Here is a 17,200-nt window from a genome sequence, read left to right as displayed (position 1 = left end):
AAAATAAACGTTTAAAACTTATTTAACTTCATGAATATCCTAAAATATTCGATAACAACAAAATCCCCGACTTCTTAAAGAAGTCAAGGATTTGAGTCTTTCGAGATAATTAATTATTCTCCACTGATTTATAACTTGAGTGGAAACAAATATTGGTTAGAATAACTTAGATTAGCAGCTACTAAGAAGCATCATCTGTGCATTTGTTAGTTGCTAAAAGTGTCAAATAATACAATACTTTTTAAAAGTACATCAACTATGCAAGCAGAATATCGGCAGCGCCGCGAACAGTTAATGGCAAAAATAGGTAATGGAACAGCCATTTTTCGCAGTGCGCCAATGGCAGTGATGCACAACGATGTTGAGTATGTTTATCGCCAGGAAAGTGATTTTTTTTACTTGACTGGTTTTAATGAACCACAAGCAGTAGCAGTTTTAGCGCCGCATCACGCAGAACATCGATTCGTGCTGTTTGTCCAACCAAAAGATCGCGAAAAGGAAGTATGGACTGGTTATCTTTGTGGGGTAGATGCAGCCAAGGAAATTTATGGTGCTGATGAAGCGTACCCCATTAGCGAGTTAGATGAAAAGTTACCGCAGTATTTAGAAAAAGCCAGCCGGATTTACTATCACTTAGGACGCGATCGCAATTTTAACGATCAAATCCTCAAACATTACCAAAGTTTACTGCGGACTTATCCGAAGCGCGGTACAGGGCCGATCGCTATTGAAGATACTGGCCCTGTCCTCAACAGCATGAGATTGATCAAAAGCGAAGCTGAGTTGGAATTGATGCGTGAAGCAGCTGCGATCGCTACCGAAGCGCACAATTATGCCCAAGAAATCGCCGCGCCGGGACGTTATGAGTACGAAATTCAGGCGGAGATGGAACGGATCTTTCGAGTCCGGGGTGGAATGGGGCCTGCTTATCCTTCGATTGTGGCATCTGGTGTCAATGCTTGCGTACTCCATTACATTGAAAATAATCGTCAAATGCAGGATGGAGAATTACTGCTAATTGATGCCGGTTGTGCCTATGGTTATTACAACTCGGATATTACCCGGACATTTCCGGTTGGAGGTAAGTTTACGCCAGAACAAAAGACATTGTATGAGATTGTTTTGGAGGCGCAAAAACAAGCCATCGCTCAAGTCCAACCAGGTAATCCTTTCAAGTTAGTTCACGATACAGCAGTACGCGTTCTCACAGAAGGTTTAGTCGAACTTGGCATTCTCAAGGGTGAAATTGATAAGTTAATTGAAGAAGAGAAATACAAACCATATTATATGCATCGTACCAGTCATTGGTTAGGTTTGGATGTCCATGATGTAGGTGTTTATCAGCATGGTGAAGACAAACCACAAATTTTACAACCAGGTCAAATTTTGACAGTGGAACCAGGACTATATATTCTGCCAGATACCAAACTAGCAGAAGACCAGCCACAGACCGATCCTCGATGGGTTGGCATTGGTATTCGGATTGAAGATGATGTGTTAGTTACACCTGGGGGACATGAGGTGTTAACTGCGGGGGTTCCCAAAGAAATAAATGAAATCGAAAGATAAAAAATGGGGATGGTAGACATCATCCCAAAGAAAAGCCCCGGCGATTGAAATCGCGGCTATACAGACTTGTGTTGAGCAAAGTCGAAATACAAAACCCACCTTCGTGGGTTTAAACCCTTGATTTTGTATTAGTCCACGGAGGTGGACTTTGCTTGTATTACCGTGACTTTTAAAACTCCACTTCTAAAGGAAAAATTGCGGTGAAAGTAGAACCAACACCTACCTGTGAGGCTAGGTTAATTTGACCTTGCAATAGTTTTATTAAACGCGAAACGATCGCTAATCCCAATCCTGTACTATCAGGAAGATAGGGGCGATCGCTAGAACTGACGCGAAAGTAGGGTTCAAATATCTGGGCTTGGTTTTCGGGTGCAATGCCAATTCCAGTGTCAGAAACTGCGATCGCCCATCTCTGCTTCTCCAACATCTGACACATGATAATAATAGTCCCCGACTCTGTATATCGAATCGCATTACTAAGAAGATTTGTAATAATCTGTTGCAACTGAAACGAATCTGTGATTAATTTTTCAGGGATGCGATCGCAATCGACTACAATTTGTAAATTTTTTCCCGCAGCTAAAGGTTCCAACATTTGACAGATATTATCGATTAATTCCCGCACATCGGTAGGCGCTAATTGGATTTTTGTCTGTCCTGCCTCATAGCGGGAAAGTTCTAGTACATCATTGATTAAATGGAGTAACTGTCTACCATTGCGTAGTACCCGCTCAATATGTTCTAAATTGCTAAAGTTGTCTTTTATATCAGCCTTTCGTCGTTGTTGGCGTAAAAATAGATCCGAATAACCAATAATAGAAGTTAGAGGATGTTTTAATTCGTGGGCTAGTTGGGAAAGATACTCTTGATTGGCGCTAATTAACCGCGTGAGTTCTTCATTGTGGAGCGTTAGTGATGCTTGTAACTTCTGTAATTCCCGCAAGCGTTCTTCAACATAACTCTTGAAACATCGAGCGATCGCTTCGTCTAGGATAGCGTCAATCAAACGCATAGAACGAATTATCTCTACAGGTGTTCCCTCCAATAAATCTGCTTGTAGAGCATCAAGTATTATTGTTCGCAGCAGATGATATTCTCTAGCGATTTCTGCTGGATCAAAGCCTTGTTCGGCACGAATAGCTCCATGCTGAAAACTGGCAGTAACTATTGACTGAATATCATTATCCTGAAATTTTGAAAGCACTGTCACCATAGCTTTCAAAACATCAGGGACGTGATCCTTTACCGCTGTATAAGATAGGTCATCAGCACTTTCAATCTGTCTATCCTTGCGAACCGCTAAAATCCATTTATCAACGATGGTATCCGTTTTCTCAGCCAGTACTTGACTAAAATCCATTATGTTAAATTCAGCTAAAAGATAGATGAGTGAACTTCCATATCCAATTATTTTAGCAAGTGCAGTGGGTTTCTACCAAATTTAACAATATAGTTCACCTACCAAAAGGAAGAGATTATATACGTTATTTTATTTGCTAATTAAGTAGCCGTATATAAAATTTTATCGGTATATTCCGTTTTCTATTAAAAAATATTCATCAAGCACGTAATATTCTTGATACTGGACTTGAATATATTGTTTAGCTCTCTGTGCAAGGAATTCACTCACAACACAACTAGACAAATAAGTATTATTTAATACTATTAAATAAATATTAATACTTTGTTTAAGTATTAAAATAAACAATATTTCTCATAAGATAGATGGCTTTTACTGAGGATCGATGTTATATTGTGCATAATTTAGTATCCATTAGAGTAAGTCAGCCTAATTCAGCGTGTCACAGTGCATAACGCTGGAACGGAGGAACCAAATTGTGGGGCGTATCTCATAGAAAGTGAGGAGTTGGAAGTAAGAAGTTAGAAGTTAGTTTAGTAAATACTTAAATTTGTAACTCATAACTTATAACTCATAACTCATAACTTTCTTGTGAAGGGCATCTCTCAGCCCTAGCCCGTCAGCTAACTTCGTAGGCATTGAGAGGAGACTGAAGAGACGGCATTATTTATGATGTTCCGATCTCATCAGTGTCCAAGGCTGGTACTGCTCGGATTTTTTGTACCTGCACTTAAATCTGTTGAGGTCGTAAATGATATTTCAACTAAATTTGGCTGCGATCGCCGCGATCGCAGGACAAGCAACCTGGAAAAAGGCAAAACCTGTCATCCTCAAAGATGTCTTTATTCTACCTGTATTGGGCTTTTTGGGAATAATTCTACTGTGGTGGATTATTGCACTTGCCAATCATGAATTGATGCCCACCCCACCAGAAGCGCTAATCGCGAATCTAGACTATATCTTAAATCCTTTCTACGAGCGAGGCCCAGGTAACTTAGGAATAGGTTGGTTGTTGATAGCAAGTCTGCGTCGGGTCTTATTGGGCTTTTTTTTAGGTGCGGTAGTAGCGATTCCTCTGGGATTTCTAATTGGTATGTCCAGACGGGCAATGCTAGCGTTTAATCCGATCGTGCAAATTTTTAAACCAGTATCGCCCCTAGCTTGGCTACCCATCGCCTTAGCAATTTTCAACTTAGCAGATCCTTCCGCCATTTTTGTCATATTCATAACTTCCTTATGGCCGACAATTATTAATACCGCCTTAGGAGTTTCTAGCGTTCCCCAAGATTATTTAGATGTGGCACGAGTTTTAGAAATGCCGCGTTGGCGACGGATTACAAAAATAATTTTGCCTGCAAGTTTACCGTATATTTTTACGGGCTTACGAATTAGTTTAGGGATAGCTTGGCTGGTTATCGTTGCCGTGGAAATGCTCACAGGCGGTATTGGTATCGGCTTTTTTGTTTGGGATGAATGGAGTCGCTTAAATTTAAGTTCAGTCTTTTTAGCTGTGTTCATAATTGGCTTAACTGGATTGATTCTTGATTACGGTGTAGGCAAAATCCAAGAATTAGTAACTCGCCGCCCTACAGCTTCTAACTAATTAAACTTTTTCTGCCAAGACATCAAGATACTGATTAACTGTGCGCTTTGGCGCGAGCAATTAATCACCAATGGAGCTACAAAAATGGGTGATAATAACTGGACTCGACGAGACTTTATCAAAGGAATAGGAGCAACCACAACCGGAATAGCGTTGTCCTCTTGTGCGATTTCAGGAGATAGATCCGCCAAAGGACTAACTGAAGAAGCCTTAGCTGTACAACCAGTAGTTAGATCGCAAGACCTAGAAAAATCCGATTTGACCATTGGTTACGTTCCCGTTAATGATTGTGCGCCATTTGCGATCGCCTGGAAAAAAGGCTTCTTTCGTAAGTATGGTTTGAACGTTACACTCAACCGCGAAGCCAGTTGGGCTACTTCCCGCGACGGTGTAATTTTTGGTCGTCTGGATGCTTCACCTGTAGTATCCGGTGCCGTCACTAACGCCAGAATTGGTGCCGAAGGCGCACGCCACGCCCCCTTGTGTGCAGCCATGACTATTCATCGCCACGGTAACGCCATGACAATGGACAAAGCCATGTGGGATTTTGGGCTGCGTCCGTGGTACGAGTACCAAGAACAATATGGTGATGGCGCGCTAGAAGCCTTTGGGCGCGATTTCCGAGGCTACTTTGACAAGCAACCACCAGAAGGCAAAGTTTGGGCGGTTGTTTTGAGTTCCGCCATTTACGAATACTTTATCCGTTACCTATCCGCCGCCGCTGGTGTCGATCCGCTTAAAGAGTTTCGGATCATCATCGTTCCGCCTCCCCAAATGGTAACAAACGTGCGGATTGGGGCAATGCAAGCTTACATGGTTGCAGAACCCTGGAATACACGAGCAATAACAGGTAACGAAAACATCGGCTTTACCTTCGCACAAGGTAAAGAAGTCTGGTTGGGACACCCAGATCGTTTATTAGGGGTGATGGAATCTTTCATTGACAAATATCCTAAAACCTATCGTTCCCTCGTCAAAGCGATGATTGAAGCTTGCCAATATTGCAGCAAAGTAGAAAACCGCCAAGAAGTTGCCGAACTACTTACAGAACGTTCCTTTACAGGTGCTAGACCCAAAAAGAAAAATGCCCCAATTGCGAAATATACAAGTCCGGGTATTATCGGCAACTACAACTATGGCGGCTTTGACGGCAAAGACCGTACCATCAAAGCCGCCGACACCACGATTTTCTTCGATATTCCTGACAACCTTCCCAAACAGCCAGGAGAACATTCCACATTTTTATGGAGATCGAGAAGTATTTGGTTGATGACACAAGCAGCGCGGTGGGGACAAATTAAGCAATTCCCTAAAAATGCCGATAAACTAGCAGAACTTGGCTGGAGAACAGATTTATATCGGGAGATAGCGTCTGAAATGGGCATTAAGTGTCCCAAGGATGATTACAAGGTCGAACCACCAGAAGTATTTATAGATAAGAAAGGCTTCGACCCCAGCGATCCTGTGGGTTATCTGAATAGTTTTGCCATCAGGGCTAATGCTCCGACTCGCTTTTTCATGTCTTAAATTCAAATTTGAAATTTTGATTGATGACTAAATTATTTCCGGAGCATTTTGATGATGGAATATACCTCATTACCTGTTAATACTCAGACTGAAGTTATTCCCCGGCGGGGATTTTTAGAAATTGAAAATTTAGTCAAGTCTTATCCGACACCTGATAAAGATAATTTTGTCGTTTTAGATGGAGTTAATCTGACGATTGATGAAGATGAATATATTTCTGTAATTGGTCACTCAGGTTGTGGAAAATCAACTCTACTAAAGATAGTAGCTGGTTTAGAAAAAGCCACTTACGGCTCAGTCAGGCTAGATGGAAAAGAAATTCGTCAGCCGGGAGCCGAAAGGATGATGGTATTTCAGAACTATTCGCTGTTACCCTGGTTAACAGTGCGAGAAAATATCCGTTTAGCCGTAGATGAAGTGTTAAAAAATGCTAATCGTGCCGAGAAAATTAGCATTGTAAATCAGCACTTGGCAATGGTAAACTTGACGGCGGCGGCTGACAAATATCCTGATGAAATTTCTGGAGGTATGAAACAAAGAGTAGGTATTGCCAGAGCCTTAGCAATTCGCCCCAAAATGTTGCTAATGGATGAACCTTTTGGGGCATTAGATGCACTAACTCGTGGCAAATTGCAGCGGCAGGTATTGGATATTTGGGAAAATAATCGTCAAGCAGTGATGATGATTACCCACGATGTAGACGAAGCAATTTATATGTCCGATCGCATCGTTTTGATGACCAATGGCCCAGCTGCTAATATCGGAGAGATTTTAGAAGTTCCTTTTGAGCATCCGCGCGATCGCGCCGCCATGCGAAACTCAAAAGAGTATTTTGAACTCCGCAACCACGCCTTAAATTTCCTCGATCGATATTTTGCCCAAGACGAGTAAATTAGATTATCATTTTTTTAGTGGGTAGCCTAATTCAAATTCATGAAAGCTGGATTTGAAACGGAGGAACCATATTGTGGGGCGTATCTCATAGAAAATGAGGAGTTAAGAGTCAGAAGTTAATAATTATTAATATTAACTCAGCACTCATCACTCACCACTCAGGACTCAGCACTCCTAAGAGAGAGACACCTTCCAGTCTTAGCCCGTCAGCTAACTCCGTAGGCAATGGAAGGAACCCCCAAGACCTTGGCTGTAATACAGTTATTGTTGGGGTTTCCTTGACTAATTTAAGATTTGAAATTTTGGTTATCGTCACTCAATCTAAAATCCTTCGACTGAGCCTAGCCGAAATTCAAAATATAAAATTAGTCGCCCTGCTTCTCATTGCTAATTCATTTCATTAGGAGAAGTAAAGCTGTGCAAATTAAGCCAATGTTAGCACGTCTGCAAAGTGCCACAGGCCGAGATGACTTAATTGAACAAATGGTACTGTTGCCACAACCAAACAAACCTTTTTCTAAAAAACCTCAAAAGGCGAAAGCAGTTAATCTAATTGTTGCTTATGATGCATCTCCCAACAGTCATACGGCATTAGATATTGCCTTTTGGATTGCTCATCAAACGCGTTTGGCCACCAATACAGAAGTTACAGTTCAAGCCGTTTATGTAGTAGAAGATAATCAAAGCAATCAGTATTCAAATATCTTGAGTTTTCCCCAACAACAATCTTCATTAGAATGTGAAGTTAGTGAAGTATCAAAGTCTGTCACACAGGTATTAACTCAACCAAAATTACAGACAGCGATCGCTCCTCTACAACAAGCAGATATAATTCTCTGGCAAGCCCGAAGTTTGGCTGAAGAATGGCAGGGTTCTTTCAAATCTCATTTGCGATTTGGCTGCATTTCTACAGAACTTCGCAAAGTTGTTGAATCAGAAGCGGCTGATATTCTGTTTCTAGGTTGCAACTCTGTCAATCATCCAATGATTGAAGCACTAGGTTCTAAATTTCCCTGTGCTGTTTTGGGTATTCCCAGTAGTATTGATGAATAATCACTCTTTAAAATTTCAGTAATTTTTGTCAAATTTTGATCTGAGAAAAGTCACCTACTTGTAAGTGACTTTTTTGCTACTCAATAAATAAACTTTGAAAGGTCGTATGTGGAAAACTGGCAAGCATTTGTAGAAGCCAATGCAATACTGCTAAGGCTAAAAAATCAAAATGTATAGGTTGGGTTTTGTTACTCAACCCAACCTACAAATTAACAATCTTGGTAAATTTGCCAAATTGGTGCAATATTGTACCGTCTCTGAATGAGAAGCGCTATAAGCACTTAAGTGCTTACTACAAACATATCTTAACCTGTCATAATGCTTGTAGCAGACGACTAGTAGCCAATCAGATGTAAAACGTCGCGCAGGACACTATAACCAGCTAAATCCCAAAGCAAATAAGCAAGGAAACCAATAGCCGCCAAGCGACCATTCCAAATTTCCGCTTGAGGAGTCCAGCCAAACAAAAATGCATTGCGGTCTATGCCGTTGTATTCCGGTGCAACAGCTGGTAAATCAGTAGAAGGACGAGTTTCTTGAGTTGCCATTTTTTTCTCCAATATACTGGTGATTTTTCAAGTGTTAAATGTTTCTAGTAGCCAACTATGCGTAAAACGTCACGAACAACGCTGTAGCCAGCTAAATCCCAAAGTAAATAAGCAAGGAAACCAATTGCTGCAAAGCGACCATTCCAAATTTCCGCTTGAGGAGTCCAGCCAAACAAAAATGCATTGCGATCTATACCGTTGTATTCCGGTGCAACAGCTGGTAAATCAGTAGAAGGACGAGTTTCTTGAGTTGCCATTTTTTTCTCCAAAATCTAATAGGTTTTTAGGTGTTTAGTTTCTAGTAGCCAATCAAATGTAAAACGTCACGCAAGACGCTATAACCAGCTAAATCCCAAAGCAAATAAGCAACAAAGCCAATAGCCGCCAAGCGACCATTCCAAATTTCGGCTTGAGGAGTCCAACCAAACAAAAATGCATTCCGGTCTATACCGTTGTATTCAGGTGCTACAACTGGTAAATCAGTAGATGGACGAGTTTCCATTGTTTTTTCCTTCCTAATCAAGTTGGTTTTTATTCTTTAAACGCTCTCGTAACCAATCAAGTACAAAACTCTATAGCCAACTAAATCCCAAATTAAATAGGCAAGAAAGCCAATCATTGCAAAACGACTGTTTAAAATTTAGGCTTGAGGAGTCTAATCAAACAGAAAATCATTGCGATCGCAACTATTATATTCTGTTGACATTATTAGCAAATCTCTATAAAAAAGAGTTGCCATTTCCTTGCCCTTAACAATTCGTTTGTTAACTTTAATGTAGCTATTAATAACTAGAATGCTTTCTGTCTATAGGCACAAAAGACAAGCACTTCTTCTGACCGATGCTCAAACGGATTATTATAAATAAATCCACCTAGAGAGGGTGATAAAAACAGATGTTGAAATAAATCTAAACTATTTGAAAGCAAACTATTTTTAAAATAGCGTTACTCACTATAAATTAAACAATTAAAATTAAAATTAGCAGTAAATAAGTAAGATTGCTTGCCATTGAATTATGTTCTTTACCAAGAGATAATAAAAGTTATATCTTCCGCTGTATGAGGGTTTCAGCCTTTGGAGAGATGCTTTAAAGACGTAAATTCTACGATTGTGATCTAAAGAGTTAGGTATTGCCATAAGTACAAACATAATAAATACTAAGAGTTGCTTCTCAAAAAATTCTTAATTCCCCCAAATTTAAACTTAGTAGGTAGAAGGAAATCCAATGTTCCAAAGTACGGAAATCATGGTGGGACTCCATAAACCACTATTGTGGTTAGCACAGGTTCCAGTAGAACGCTCAAACGTCACACCAGAACAAGCATCGGTTCTCTTTTCGGGGCCACGCTTTTTTGTGGCTTTAATCTCCGGCGTGATTCTTGCCTTTGCTTTCCAATTAGTTCTAACTAATCTCTCCCTTGCAGCCGGTATTTCCTACCTGGGGCACTCATCTGACTCTGATTCAGATAATGGAGAAGTCGGAAGTTTGGGCGGCAGTATTCGCAAAATCGGCACAGCAGTGGGAATTTGGACATTAGTCACTGTGACTGTCGCTTTATTAATCGCTTCTTACCTAGCAGTAAAATTGAGCCTTGTGATCTCAGACCGAGGATTGGGAGCGACTCTCGGCTTAGTGATTTGGGGTGCTTACTTTTTGCTCTTAGTTTGGGTAAGTTCCACCACCGTAGGCTCCTTAATTGGCTCAGTTGTGAATACGGCAACATCTGGGTTTCAAGCGATTATGGGGACTGCTACCGCGGCACTAGGTGCCAAAGCTGTAAATAACCAAGTGGTAGCCACAGCTGAAGCCGCCGCCGCCGCTGTCCGTCGAGAACTAGGAAGCGCCATCGACCCCGTAAGTATCCGGGAAAACATTGAAGAGTACTTAGATAAGATACGTCCTCCAGAACTCGATGTGTCAAAGATTCGGAGTGATTTTGAAAATTTACTCAACGATCCGCAATTCAAAGCGATCGCTGGGACTCCAGATATCCGCAACATCGACCGCCAAAAGTTTATCGAGTTAGTCAGCAGCCGCACCGATCTTTCCAAAAAAGACGTTAGCCGGATTTCTGATACCTTATATAAAGTTTGGCAGCAAGTGGTAAGTCAGCAAGCACCCACCGCAGATCGGCTGGGTGAGTTAATGGATTATTTGAAATCACTCCCACCAGGACAAACCAAAACAGATGAACTCAACGCCAAACTGGATCGGTTATTAGCAGAACAGGGTGGTTCCAAAGAAACTGACCAAAACCAAAAGGCAGCCTCTGGCCCAGTGCAAAGTACAATCCAGCAAGCACTGTCCGCCTTAACCGCCACTGTGCTGGGACGGGCAGATTTGCCTGATTTGGATGTGGAAAAAATCTTAGGTAGCCTCACTAGCGCTAAAGATAAAGTCACCGAACAAGCAGATAAGTTAGGCTTGCCAACACCATCACAACCCTATAGCCCAATTCGGGCTGATATCGAAAACTACCTGTACAATACTTATGCTTGGCAACTGAGTCCAGAAAGAATTGCCCAGGAATTTCATGATGTCATCTACGACCCAGCAGCCGACCCTGGAATCGTCCGCCGGGAACTAGAACGACTATCCCGTAATGATTTTGCCAATATTCTGCAACAACGGGGATTGCTTACCCAAGCCCAAATTCAGCGCATTGTCAATCAGCTAGAAACAGTCCGCCAAGAAGTGCTAGTAACAGTCAGAGCTATTGAAGAAAGAGATATAGTCCAAGACTTGCAACGCGCAGTAGAAAGTTATCTGCTCGTTACTCCCAAGGCAGATTTGACACCCGAAGGCATTGAGCAGAATTTTAAACCACTGTTGGAAGACTCAGAGGCAGATTATGAAACCCTGACATTGCGGCTAGCGCACCTTGACCGCCAAGAAATTCGGCAGATATTGTTACAACGTAATGATGTCCAGTTATATGAAGTAGATAGCATTGTCGATGAGTTGGAAAAACAACGCGATCGCGTCTTGGTAGAATCCAAAGGACTAGCAGAACAGGCACAATATCAAGCAGAAACCCTGTGGCTGAATGTAGAATCATATCTGCGTAACACCGGCAAATCAGAACTGAATCCTGATGGCATCCGCGCCGACTTCAAAAAGCTACTAGAAGATCCGCAAGCTGGAGTTAGCTCAATTCGGGCGCGCTTGTCTCGCTTTGACCGCGATACCTTAGTACAGTTGTTGAGTCAGCGAGAAGATTTGAGTGAAGATCAAGTTAATCAAATCATCAATGCTACTGAGGAGTCATGGTATAATATTCGCCACACACCTCAAATTGTAGTCGATAAAGCTAAAGAGCAATACGACTCTGTGACGACAACGATCGCAGATTATCTCCGAAATACTGGCAAACAAGAACTCAATCCTGAAGGTATTCAGCGAGATTTGAACAAATTGTTTGAAAATCCCAAAGAGGGAGCCGTCGCATTGCGCCGTCGGTTGTCGCGGGTAGATCGCGATACACTGGTGAAATTGCTCAGTCAACGCCAAGATTTGAGTGAAGAACAAGTCAATGAAATCATTGATTCCACCCAAACTTCGATTCGTAACTTTGTACGTGCGCCTCGTCGCCTAGCTAGCCGTACACAACAAAGAGTAGAATCATTCAAAGGTTATTTGGAAGAGTATCTGCGTCAAACGGGTAAAGAAGAACTCAACCCAGAAGGTATCAAACGCGACTTGCAATTATTGTTGCACGACCCGCGAGTGGGCGTAGAAAGTTTTGGCGATCGCCTTTCCCAGTTTGACCGTGATACCATCATTGCCCTGCTGAAAATTCGGGAAGATATTTCTGATGAAGAAGCAGCACGGATTGCCGATAATATAGTGTCCGTAAGGGATCAATTTGTCGAACAAGTGCGGAGCATCCAACGGGGTATTCAAGATGCTATTGATGGGGTTTTTGCCCGCATTCGCAACTATCTCAACTCCCTGGATCGCCCAGAACTTAACTATGATAGTATTAAACGCGATATTCGCACAGTTTTTGACGATCCCCAGGCGGGTTTCGATGCCCTGCGCGATCGCTTGTCCTCCTTTGACCGTGATACCCTAGTGGCAATCATGAGTTCTCGTGAGGACATCTCCGAAGAAGATGCCAACCGAATCATCGACCAAATTGAACGGGCACGCAACACAGTATTACAACGTGCAGAACGCATACAGCAGGAAGCCCAACGCCGTCTAGAACAGGTAAAGCTTCAAGCACAGCGGCAAGCAGAAGAAACCCGCAAAGCCGCAGCTACAGCAGCGTGGTGGCTGTTTGCCACAGCATTCGTCTCCGCCATTTTCTCTGCATTAGGAGGAGCGATCGCTGTAGTTTAACAAGTTGTCTCCGCTAACTTTTCAGCCTCCCATTCTGGGAGGCTTTTCTATTTTAAGTACGTCGAGAATAAAGAAATACGCATTGGCATTTGTGTAATTATGTCTTTCAATATAGTCATTTATGAATATCCTTTACTGCTCTAATCTCAGCAATTAGATGGGTGAAAATAGAATTGGTTTAATGTTTTAATTTTTTTAAATAACTTGCAATTAAATCTCAGCTTATTATCAATAAATTACTCTGTAATTTTTGCAAGTTAATAATTTTACCTAAATAGTAATTTCAAACAATGGAAAACACGTTAGTTGATAAAACCTTCCGTGACAGCAGTGGCAAAATTGTTGTGGCTCAAATGCCAAACCCACCACTTATTCTTTGGATAGTAGCTAGTTTACTCACTCTAGTTTTTACAAGTGGTAAAATCAATACAGTATTAGACTTTGTGGCAAATGGCGCATTGTTTACTTGGGCGTGGATGGAGCTATTTCAAGGCGTTAATTATTTTCGCAGAGCGCTAGGTCTTGCCGTATTGATTGGAATGATTGCATACAGAATTCAGTAAGTATACTTTATTAAGTAATAAATAATACTCAAAGGAGAGTTCTAAACTCCTTTTTTTTTGTCCAAAGTTTAAAATGTGAATAAAGTCATACTGACATTATGACTTTACTACACTGTGTTTTCTTATTCAGCATTTTAAACTGAGAGCAATACAGCAAATCAATTAATTCGTGTAACAAACAAAGCTTACTGTAAAGCTAATGAGTAAGAATATCTGTTCGCGAATTATTGATAAATGCTGTATAAAACTCAAGCAAATTAATTGATGGAGATTTGGATATGAAACGTATTTTATTAGGTACATTACTTGCTCTCCCATTTGCAATTTCCTCCTTACCGTCACAAGCATCAGCAGCAGAAATCATTGTCAGACCCAATGTTCATAGAGCTGCTATTGTGCGTAGACCTGTTGTTACCCGATATCAACGGAAGTTAATTCCTGCACATTGGGAAACAGTACGACGCGGTAACAGGTGGGTTAAAGTTAGAGTTCCTGCTCGTTATGTAAATGTCAGAGTTTAATATCTAAATAGAGGCTAACAACTAAAGTTGTTAGCCTCTATTAGTTAAAACTTTGTTGCTGAAGAAGACTTATAATTAAATACAAGTAGTTAACATAAGTCAATTTAATCAACATGAATATATCTAAAAATTCTCAGTTTTTAAAAAAGCTTGTAATATTTATACTAGGAATTAGTTTCGTGACAGGCTGCGATTCCATTCAGGCTGACGAAAAAAATATAACTAAAGAAAAAATCTTGATTGGTAATAATTATGGAGAATTATACGATCAAGGAAAGTTACGGACTTACTATTTTTACACTCCCAAATCTTATAACCGACACCGCCCGATACCCTTAGTTTTAGTGTTTCATGGAGATGATAGTAATGGTCGGTCTATCAGTAACGTGACTCGCTTCAATAAATTAGCAGAGCAAAAAGGATTTATTGTTGTTTATCCAGATGGAATTGACCAAAAATGGAGTCTTAGAGGTAACGCTCAAGGAAAGGTAGATGATGTCTTATTTGTCAGTGCTTTGATTAATCATCTTCAGCAGCAACTTAATATTGATAGTCATAAAGTTTATGCCACTGGTTTTTCTAGAGGTGGCATACTTACCCAAGCACTAGCTTGTAAGCTACCTGATAAAATTGCTGGCTTTGCATCAGTAGCTGGTTCGCTCCCAGTTAGACTCAAACCTAGTTGCCAGCCTCAAACTCCCATATCGATGTTAACAATCAACGGTACAAACGATCGCGACGTACTTTATGAAGGTGACGATCGCACTCAACGAGGAGCGCTGGTTTCGATCTCAGATATGGTACAGTTTTGGCGATCGCACGATCGATGTACCTTATCAAATGCATCTTTGAATTTTTCTGAAGATAAAGTAAAAACCGCTATCTACACAGGTTGCAGTGGCAATTCCGAAGTCTGGCAGCTAGCGGTAGTCAACGGTGGACATTTCTGGCCTGGTGGTTCTTCAACTGACGAGAACCTAAACAAATTCAATGCGAAGTTGGGGCTGAACGCCAGTGAAACAATTTGGAACTTTTTTCAGCGTCACAGTTCATAAGTAGCTATAGCAAGGGACTGGGTGAAAAGCCTTTTTGTGTCTAAGTTTTATCGTCTGTTGATGTCCTAACCACTTTGACTGTTGCTATAATTTTTTAAACACCATTTTGCTTAAACCATGCCAACAGGCGTTTCCAACCATCTTGAGCTTCTTGTTCGCGGTAGGAGGGGCGATAATCGGCAAAAAATGCGTGGGGTGCATTGGGATAGACGATAATTTCAGATTTGCTACTGCTGGACTTTAAGCGATCGCGCATCTGCTCTACTGTATCAACAGGAATACCTGTATCCTTGCCACCATAGAGTCCGAGAACGGGGACTGTGAGTTTTGATGCAATATCCACGGGATACTGGGGCTGAAGTTCGGTAGCATCGCCCACAAGTCGCCCATACCAAGCTACACCTGCCTTCACCTGGGGATTATGTGCTGCATATAACCAGGTAATACGACCGCCCCAACAGAAGCCTGTAATTGCCAACTTCGCGCCATTACCCTTAGCTGATTTCTTTGCCCAGTTTACTGTAGCATCAAGATCGGATAATACTTGGGCATCTGGTACTTTGGCGACAATTGGACGAATTTCGTCTATGTTGCTTAACTTCGAGACATCGCCTTGACGCACAAATAATTCGGGTGCGATCGCTAAATATCCCAACCGAGCAAAGCGACGAGTGATATCCTGGATATGCTCGTGTACGCCAAAAATTTCCTGGATTACCAGAACAATTGGGAAATTATCACCGGTAGCTGGTGCTGCTCTATAGGCAGGAATTTCGCCATCTTTAACAGGAATTTTCACTGCACCAGCTACTAACCCCTTGGCATCAGTAGTGATGACTCCGGCAGAAATGGGTTGTACTGCAAGGGCAAAACCTGTCGCCACTGTCGCTGTTGCAATAAATTTGCGGCGCGTTATTTCTTTCATCATCTCTACGTTGAATTACTAAGTTCCCTTATATTTAGGTTACTGTATGGTCAAATGCGCGCAAGGGTAGGTGTACAAATTTCATACCCGAAAAAAAGTGCTTCTATCTCAACACCAGCAAGCGTTTCACCCTACTAATTGTCCAAAGTCATCCGCGCAATCTCTGAAATGCTTACAATAATTGAGTTTCAGCCTTCAATCTTTCCCGGCACTCTTCCCAAAGAAATTCTCTAATGCTATGATTGCTCTATAATCGCGCAACCGCACCTTGAAAACTAAATATAGCTTGGCTTTCAGGCTTCCGCTATTGCAATTTATCTAAATCCCTATTAGGGATTGAAATTTGCATCTATCCTTTACAAGGAGGTAGTTTTAGACTATTGCAATTTATCTAAATCCCTATTAGGGATTGAAATAAAATAATCTTAGTGTAACGGGAAGGTTCTTGCATTGCAATTTATCTAAATCCCTATTAGGGATTGAAATTATGATACTCATATTAGATATAATCTTGGGGATAAATTGCAATTTATCTAAATCCCTATTAGGGATTGAAATAGTTCATCGCAAGTTTCGCATAATCCTTCAGATTGCAATTTATCTAAATCCCTATTAGGGATTGAAATAGCCCGTAACTGTTGTCAACAAGAATCAGATTATTTATTGCAATTTATCTAAATCCCTATTAGGGATTGAAATGTAAATTCTCAGTCTTCAAAAATTAATTAATATGCATTGCAATTTATCTAAATCCCTATTAGGGATTGAAATAGCTCCTTTGCTTGCGCTCCCAGCGGAAGAATATTATTGCAATTTATCTAAATCCCTATTAGGGATTGAAATAGCTGGACAAAGATTCGAGAGGAGGATTTACCAAATTGCAATTTATCTAAATCCCTATTAGGGATTGAAACGCATAAACACTTCTACTTTCTCTCCTGCAACTGTGAATTGCAATTTATCTAAATCCCTATTAGGGATTGAAACCAGCGCCCACCGCCGAGCTTATCGTGTTTTTCAAAATTGCAATTTATCTAAATCCCTATTATACCAATTTTTTATAAAGCTGCATAGAATTCGATCCCCCCTAGCCCCCCTTATAAAGGGGGGAACCAGAAAAACATATCAAAGTCCCCCAATTTATCGGGGGATTTAGGGGGATCTAGATATGTGCAACTTCACATTAAATTGGTATTAGGGATTGAAACAAGCAAATGAGACGACAAGCAATGCTAG

At 41.1% G+C, this 17,200-nt stretch carries 14 protein-coding genes, 1 CRISPR repeat array and 2 riboswitches; of the genes, 9 read left to right on the top strand and 5 right to left on the bottom strand.

Translation table 11 applies throughout. The features are described 5' to 3' along the window. Positions 1–258: 258 nt before the first annotated feature. The gene (locus tag RMY32_RS10270) at positions 259–1,569 is read left to right on the top strand and encodes an aminopeptidase P N-terminal domain-containing protein (protein ID WP_322715063.1); all 1,311 of its coding nucleotides are present in this window, start codon (positions 259–261) and stop codon (positions 1,567–1,569) included. A 169-nt stretch (positions 1,570–1,738) separates the two neighbouring features. Here RMY32_RS10270 and RMY32_RS10265 read toward each other — a convergent pair whose 3' ends face one another. After that, on the bottom strand, positions 1,739–2,929 hold the full coding sequence (locus RMY32_RS10265) for a HAMP domain-containing sensor histidine kinase (protein WP_322715041.1): 1,191 nt from the start codon (positions 2,927–2,929) through the stop codon (positions 1,739–1,741). A 416-nt stretch (positions 2,930–3,345) separates the two neighbouring features. Beyond that, positions 3,346–3,582: riboswitch (cyclic di-AMP (ydaO/yuaA leader) on the top strand. Positions 3,583–3,680: 98 nt separating this feature from the next. On the opposite strand from RMY32_RS10265, the gene ntrB reads away from it, so the two are divergent. The 4 genes from ntrB to RMY32_RS10245 all read left to right on the top strand — a co-directional run bounded on the left by ntrB (position 3,681) and on the right by RMY32_RS10245 (position 8,006). Beyond that, positions 3,681–4,532 carry a nitrate ABC transporter permease gene (gene ntrB, locus RMY32_RS10260; protein ID WP_322715040.1) on the top strand — a complete coding sequence of 284 codons (852 nt, stop codon included), beginning with the start codon at positions 3,681–3,683 and terminating at the stop codon, positions 4,530–4,532. A gap of 84 nt (positions 4,533–4,616) precedes the next feature. Next, positions 4,617–6,059, top strand: a complete 1,443-nt coding sequence (locus RMY32_RS10255; RefSeq protein ID WP_322715039.1) for an ABC transporter substrate-binding protein — start codon at positions 4,617–4,619, stop codon at positions 6,057–6,059. 54 nt (positions 6,060–6,113) lie between these two features. Then, entirely contained in the window at positions 6,114–6,950 is an 837-nt protein-coding gene (locus RMY32_RS10250; protein ID WP_322715062.1) for a nitrate ABC transporter ATP-binding protein, read from the top strand. Between the two features lie 16 nt (positions 6,951–6,966). Beyond that, a riboswitch (cyclic di-AMP (ydaO/yuaA leader) is annotated at positions 6,967–7,190 on the top strand. Positions 7,191–7,385: 195 nt separating this feature from the next. After that, positions 7,386–8,006, top strand: coding sequence for a universal stress protein (locus RMY32_RS10245; protein ID WP_322715061.1), 621 nt, complete (start codon positions 7,386–7,388; stop codon positions 8,004–8,006). Positions 8,007–8,341: 335 nt separating this feature from the next. On the opposite strand, the gene RMY32_RS10240 is transcribed toward RMY32_RS10245, so the two are convergent. From RMY32_RS10240 to RMY32_RS10230, 3 genes are read right to left on the bottom strand one after another with little or no spacing between them, the layout of a single operon-like run. Then, on the bottom strand, positions 8,342–8,554 hold the full coding sequence (locus tag RMY32_RS10240; RefSeq protein WP_322672725.1) for a high light inducible protein: 213 nt from the start codon (positions 8,552–8,554) through the stop codon (positions 8,342–8,344). Between the two features lie 44 nt (positions 8,555–8,598). After that, on the bottom strand, positions 8,599–8,811 hold the full coding sequence (locus RMY32_RS10235; protein WP_322715038.1) for a high light inducible protein: 213 nt from the start codon (positions 8,809–8,811) through the stop codon (positions 8,599–8,601). Positions 8,812–8,852: 41 nt separating this feature from the next. Continuing rightward, positions 8,853–9,056, bottom strand: a complete 204-nt coding sequence (locus RMY32_RS10230; RefSeq protein WP_322715037.1) for a high light inducible protein — start codon at positions 9,054–9,056, stop codon at positions 8,853–8,855. A 724-nt stretch (positions 9,057–9,780) separates the two neighbouring features. Here RMY32_RS10230 and RMY32_RS10225 point away from each other — a divergent pair. The 4 genes from RMY32_RS10225 (at position 9,781) to RMY32_RS10210 (ending at position 15,039) form a co-directional block, all read left to right on the top strand. After that, on the top strand, positions 9,781–12,900 hold the full coding sequence (locus RMY32_RS10225; RefSeq protein WP_322715036.1) for an MFS transporter: 3,120 nt from the start codon (positions 9,781–9,783) through the stop codon (positions 12,898–12,900). Positions 12,901–13,190: 290 nt separating this feature from the next. Beyond that, the gene (locus RMY32_RS10220) at positions 13,191–13,463 is read left to right on the top strand and encodes a hypothetical protein (RefSeq protein ID WP_322672721.1); all 273 of its coding nucleotides are present in this window, start codon (positions 13,191–13,193) and stop codon (positions 13,461–13,463) included. A gap of 278 nt (positions 13,464–13,741) precedes the next feature. Continuing rightward, positions 13,742–13,984 carry a hypothetical protein gene (locus RMY32_RS10215; protein ID WP_322715035.1) on the top strand — a complete coding sequence of 81 codons (243 nt, stop codon included), beginning with the start codon at positions 13,742–13,744 and terminating at the stop codon, positions 13,982–13,984. Between the two features lie 179 nt (positions 13,985–14,163). Further along, positions 14,164–15,039 carry an alpha/beta hydrolase family esterase gene (locus RMY32_RS10210; protein ID WP_322715034.1) on the top strand — a complete coding sequence of 292 codons (876 nt, stop codon included), beginning with the start codon at positions 14,164–14,166 and terminating at the stop codon, positions 15,037–15,039. Positions 15,040–15,133: 94 nt separating this feature from the next. On the opposite strand, the gene RMY32_RS10205 is transcribed toward RMY32_RS10210, so the two are convergent. Beyond that, positions 15,134–15,964: a dienelactone hydrolase family protein gene (locus RMY32_RS10205; protein ID WP_322688031.1), complete on the bottom strand. Its 831-nt coding sequence runs from the start codon at positions 15,962–15,964 to the stop codon at positions 15,134–15,136. Positions 15,965–16,270: 306 nt separating this feature from the next. Beyond that, positions 16,271–16,951: direct repeats of the CRISPR family, unit length 37 nt; unit sequence ATTGCAATTTATCTAAATCCCTATTAGGGATTGAAAT. Positions 16,952–17,200: the final 249 nt, after the last annotated feature.

The sequence above is a fragment of the Nostoc sp. ChiSLP03a genome, from assembly GCF_034531215.2.
In the GTDB taxonomy this organism is placed as follows: Bacteria; Cyanobacteriota; Cyanobacteriia; order Cyanobacteriales; family Nostocaceae; genus Nostoc.
The sequence above is the reverse complement of the archived record's forward strand: the minus strand, read 5'-3'. Positions and strand labels throughout refer to the sequence as shown.

What these genes read in the sequence shown, in the direction of transcription:
- RMY32_RS10270 (WP_322715063.1), top strand. Translation starts at nt 259, where the DNA reads ATGCAAGCAGAATATCGGCAGCGCCGCGAACAGTTAATGGCAAAAATA.
- RMY32_RS10230 (WP_322715037.1), bottom strand. Translation starts at nt 9,056, where the DNA reads ATGGAAACTCGTCCATCTACTGATTTACCAGTTGTAGCACCTGAATAC.
- RMY32_RS10215 (WP_322715035.1), top strand. Translation starts at nt 13,742, where the DNA reads ATGAAACGTATTTTATTAGGTACATTACTTGCTCTCCCATTTGCAATT.
- RMY32_RS10240 (WP_322672725.1), bottom strand. Translation starts at nt 8,554, where the DNA reads ATGGCAACTCAAGAAACTCGTCCTTCTACTGATTTACCAGCTGTTGCA.
- RMY32_RS10225 (WP_322715036.1), top strand. Translation starts at nt 9,781, where the DNA reads ATGTTCCAAAGTACGGAAATCATGGTGGGACTCCATAAACCACTATTG.
- RMY32_RS10235 (WP_322715038.1), bottom strand. Translation starts at nt 8,811, where the DNA reads ATGGCAACTCAAGAAACTCGTCCTTCTACTGATTTACCAGCTGTTGCA.
- RMY32_RS10255 (WP_322715039.1), top strand. Translation starts at nt 4,617, where the DNA reads ATGGGTGATAATAACTGGACTCGACGAGACTTTATCAAAGGAATAGGA.
- RMY32_RS10245 (WP_322715061.1), top strand. Translation starts at nt 7,386, where the DNA reads ATGTTAGCACGTCTGCAAAGTGCCACAGGCCGAGATGACTTAATTGAA.
- RMY32_RS10250 (WP_322715062.1), top strand. Translation starts at nt 6,114, where the DNA reads ATGGAATATACCTCATTACCTGTTAATACTCAGACTGAAGTTATTCCC.
- ntrB (WP_322715040.1), top strand. Translation starts at nt 3,681, where the DNA reads ATGATATTTCAACTAAATTTGGCTGCGATCGCCGCGATCGCAGGACAA.
- RMY32_RS10220 (WP_322672721.1), top strand. Translation starts at nt 13,191, where the DNA reads ATGGAAAACACGTTAGTTGATAAAACCTTCCGTGACAGCAGTGGCAAA.
- RMY32_RS10205 (WP_322688031.1), bottom strand. Translation starts at nt 15,964, where the DNA reads ATGAAAGAAATAACGCGCCGCAAATTTATTGCAACAGCGACAGTGGCG.
- RMY32_RS10265 (WP_322715041.1), bottom strand. Translation starts at nt 2,929, where the DNA reads ATGGATTTTAGTCAAGTACTGGCTGAGAAAACGGATACCATCGTTGAT.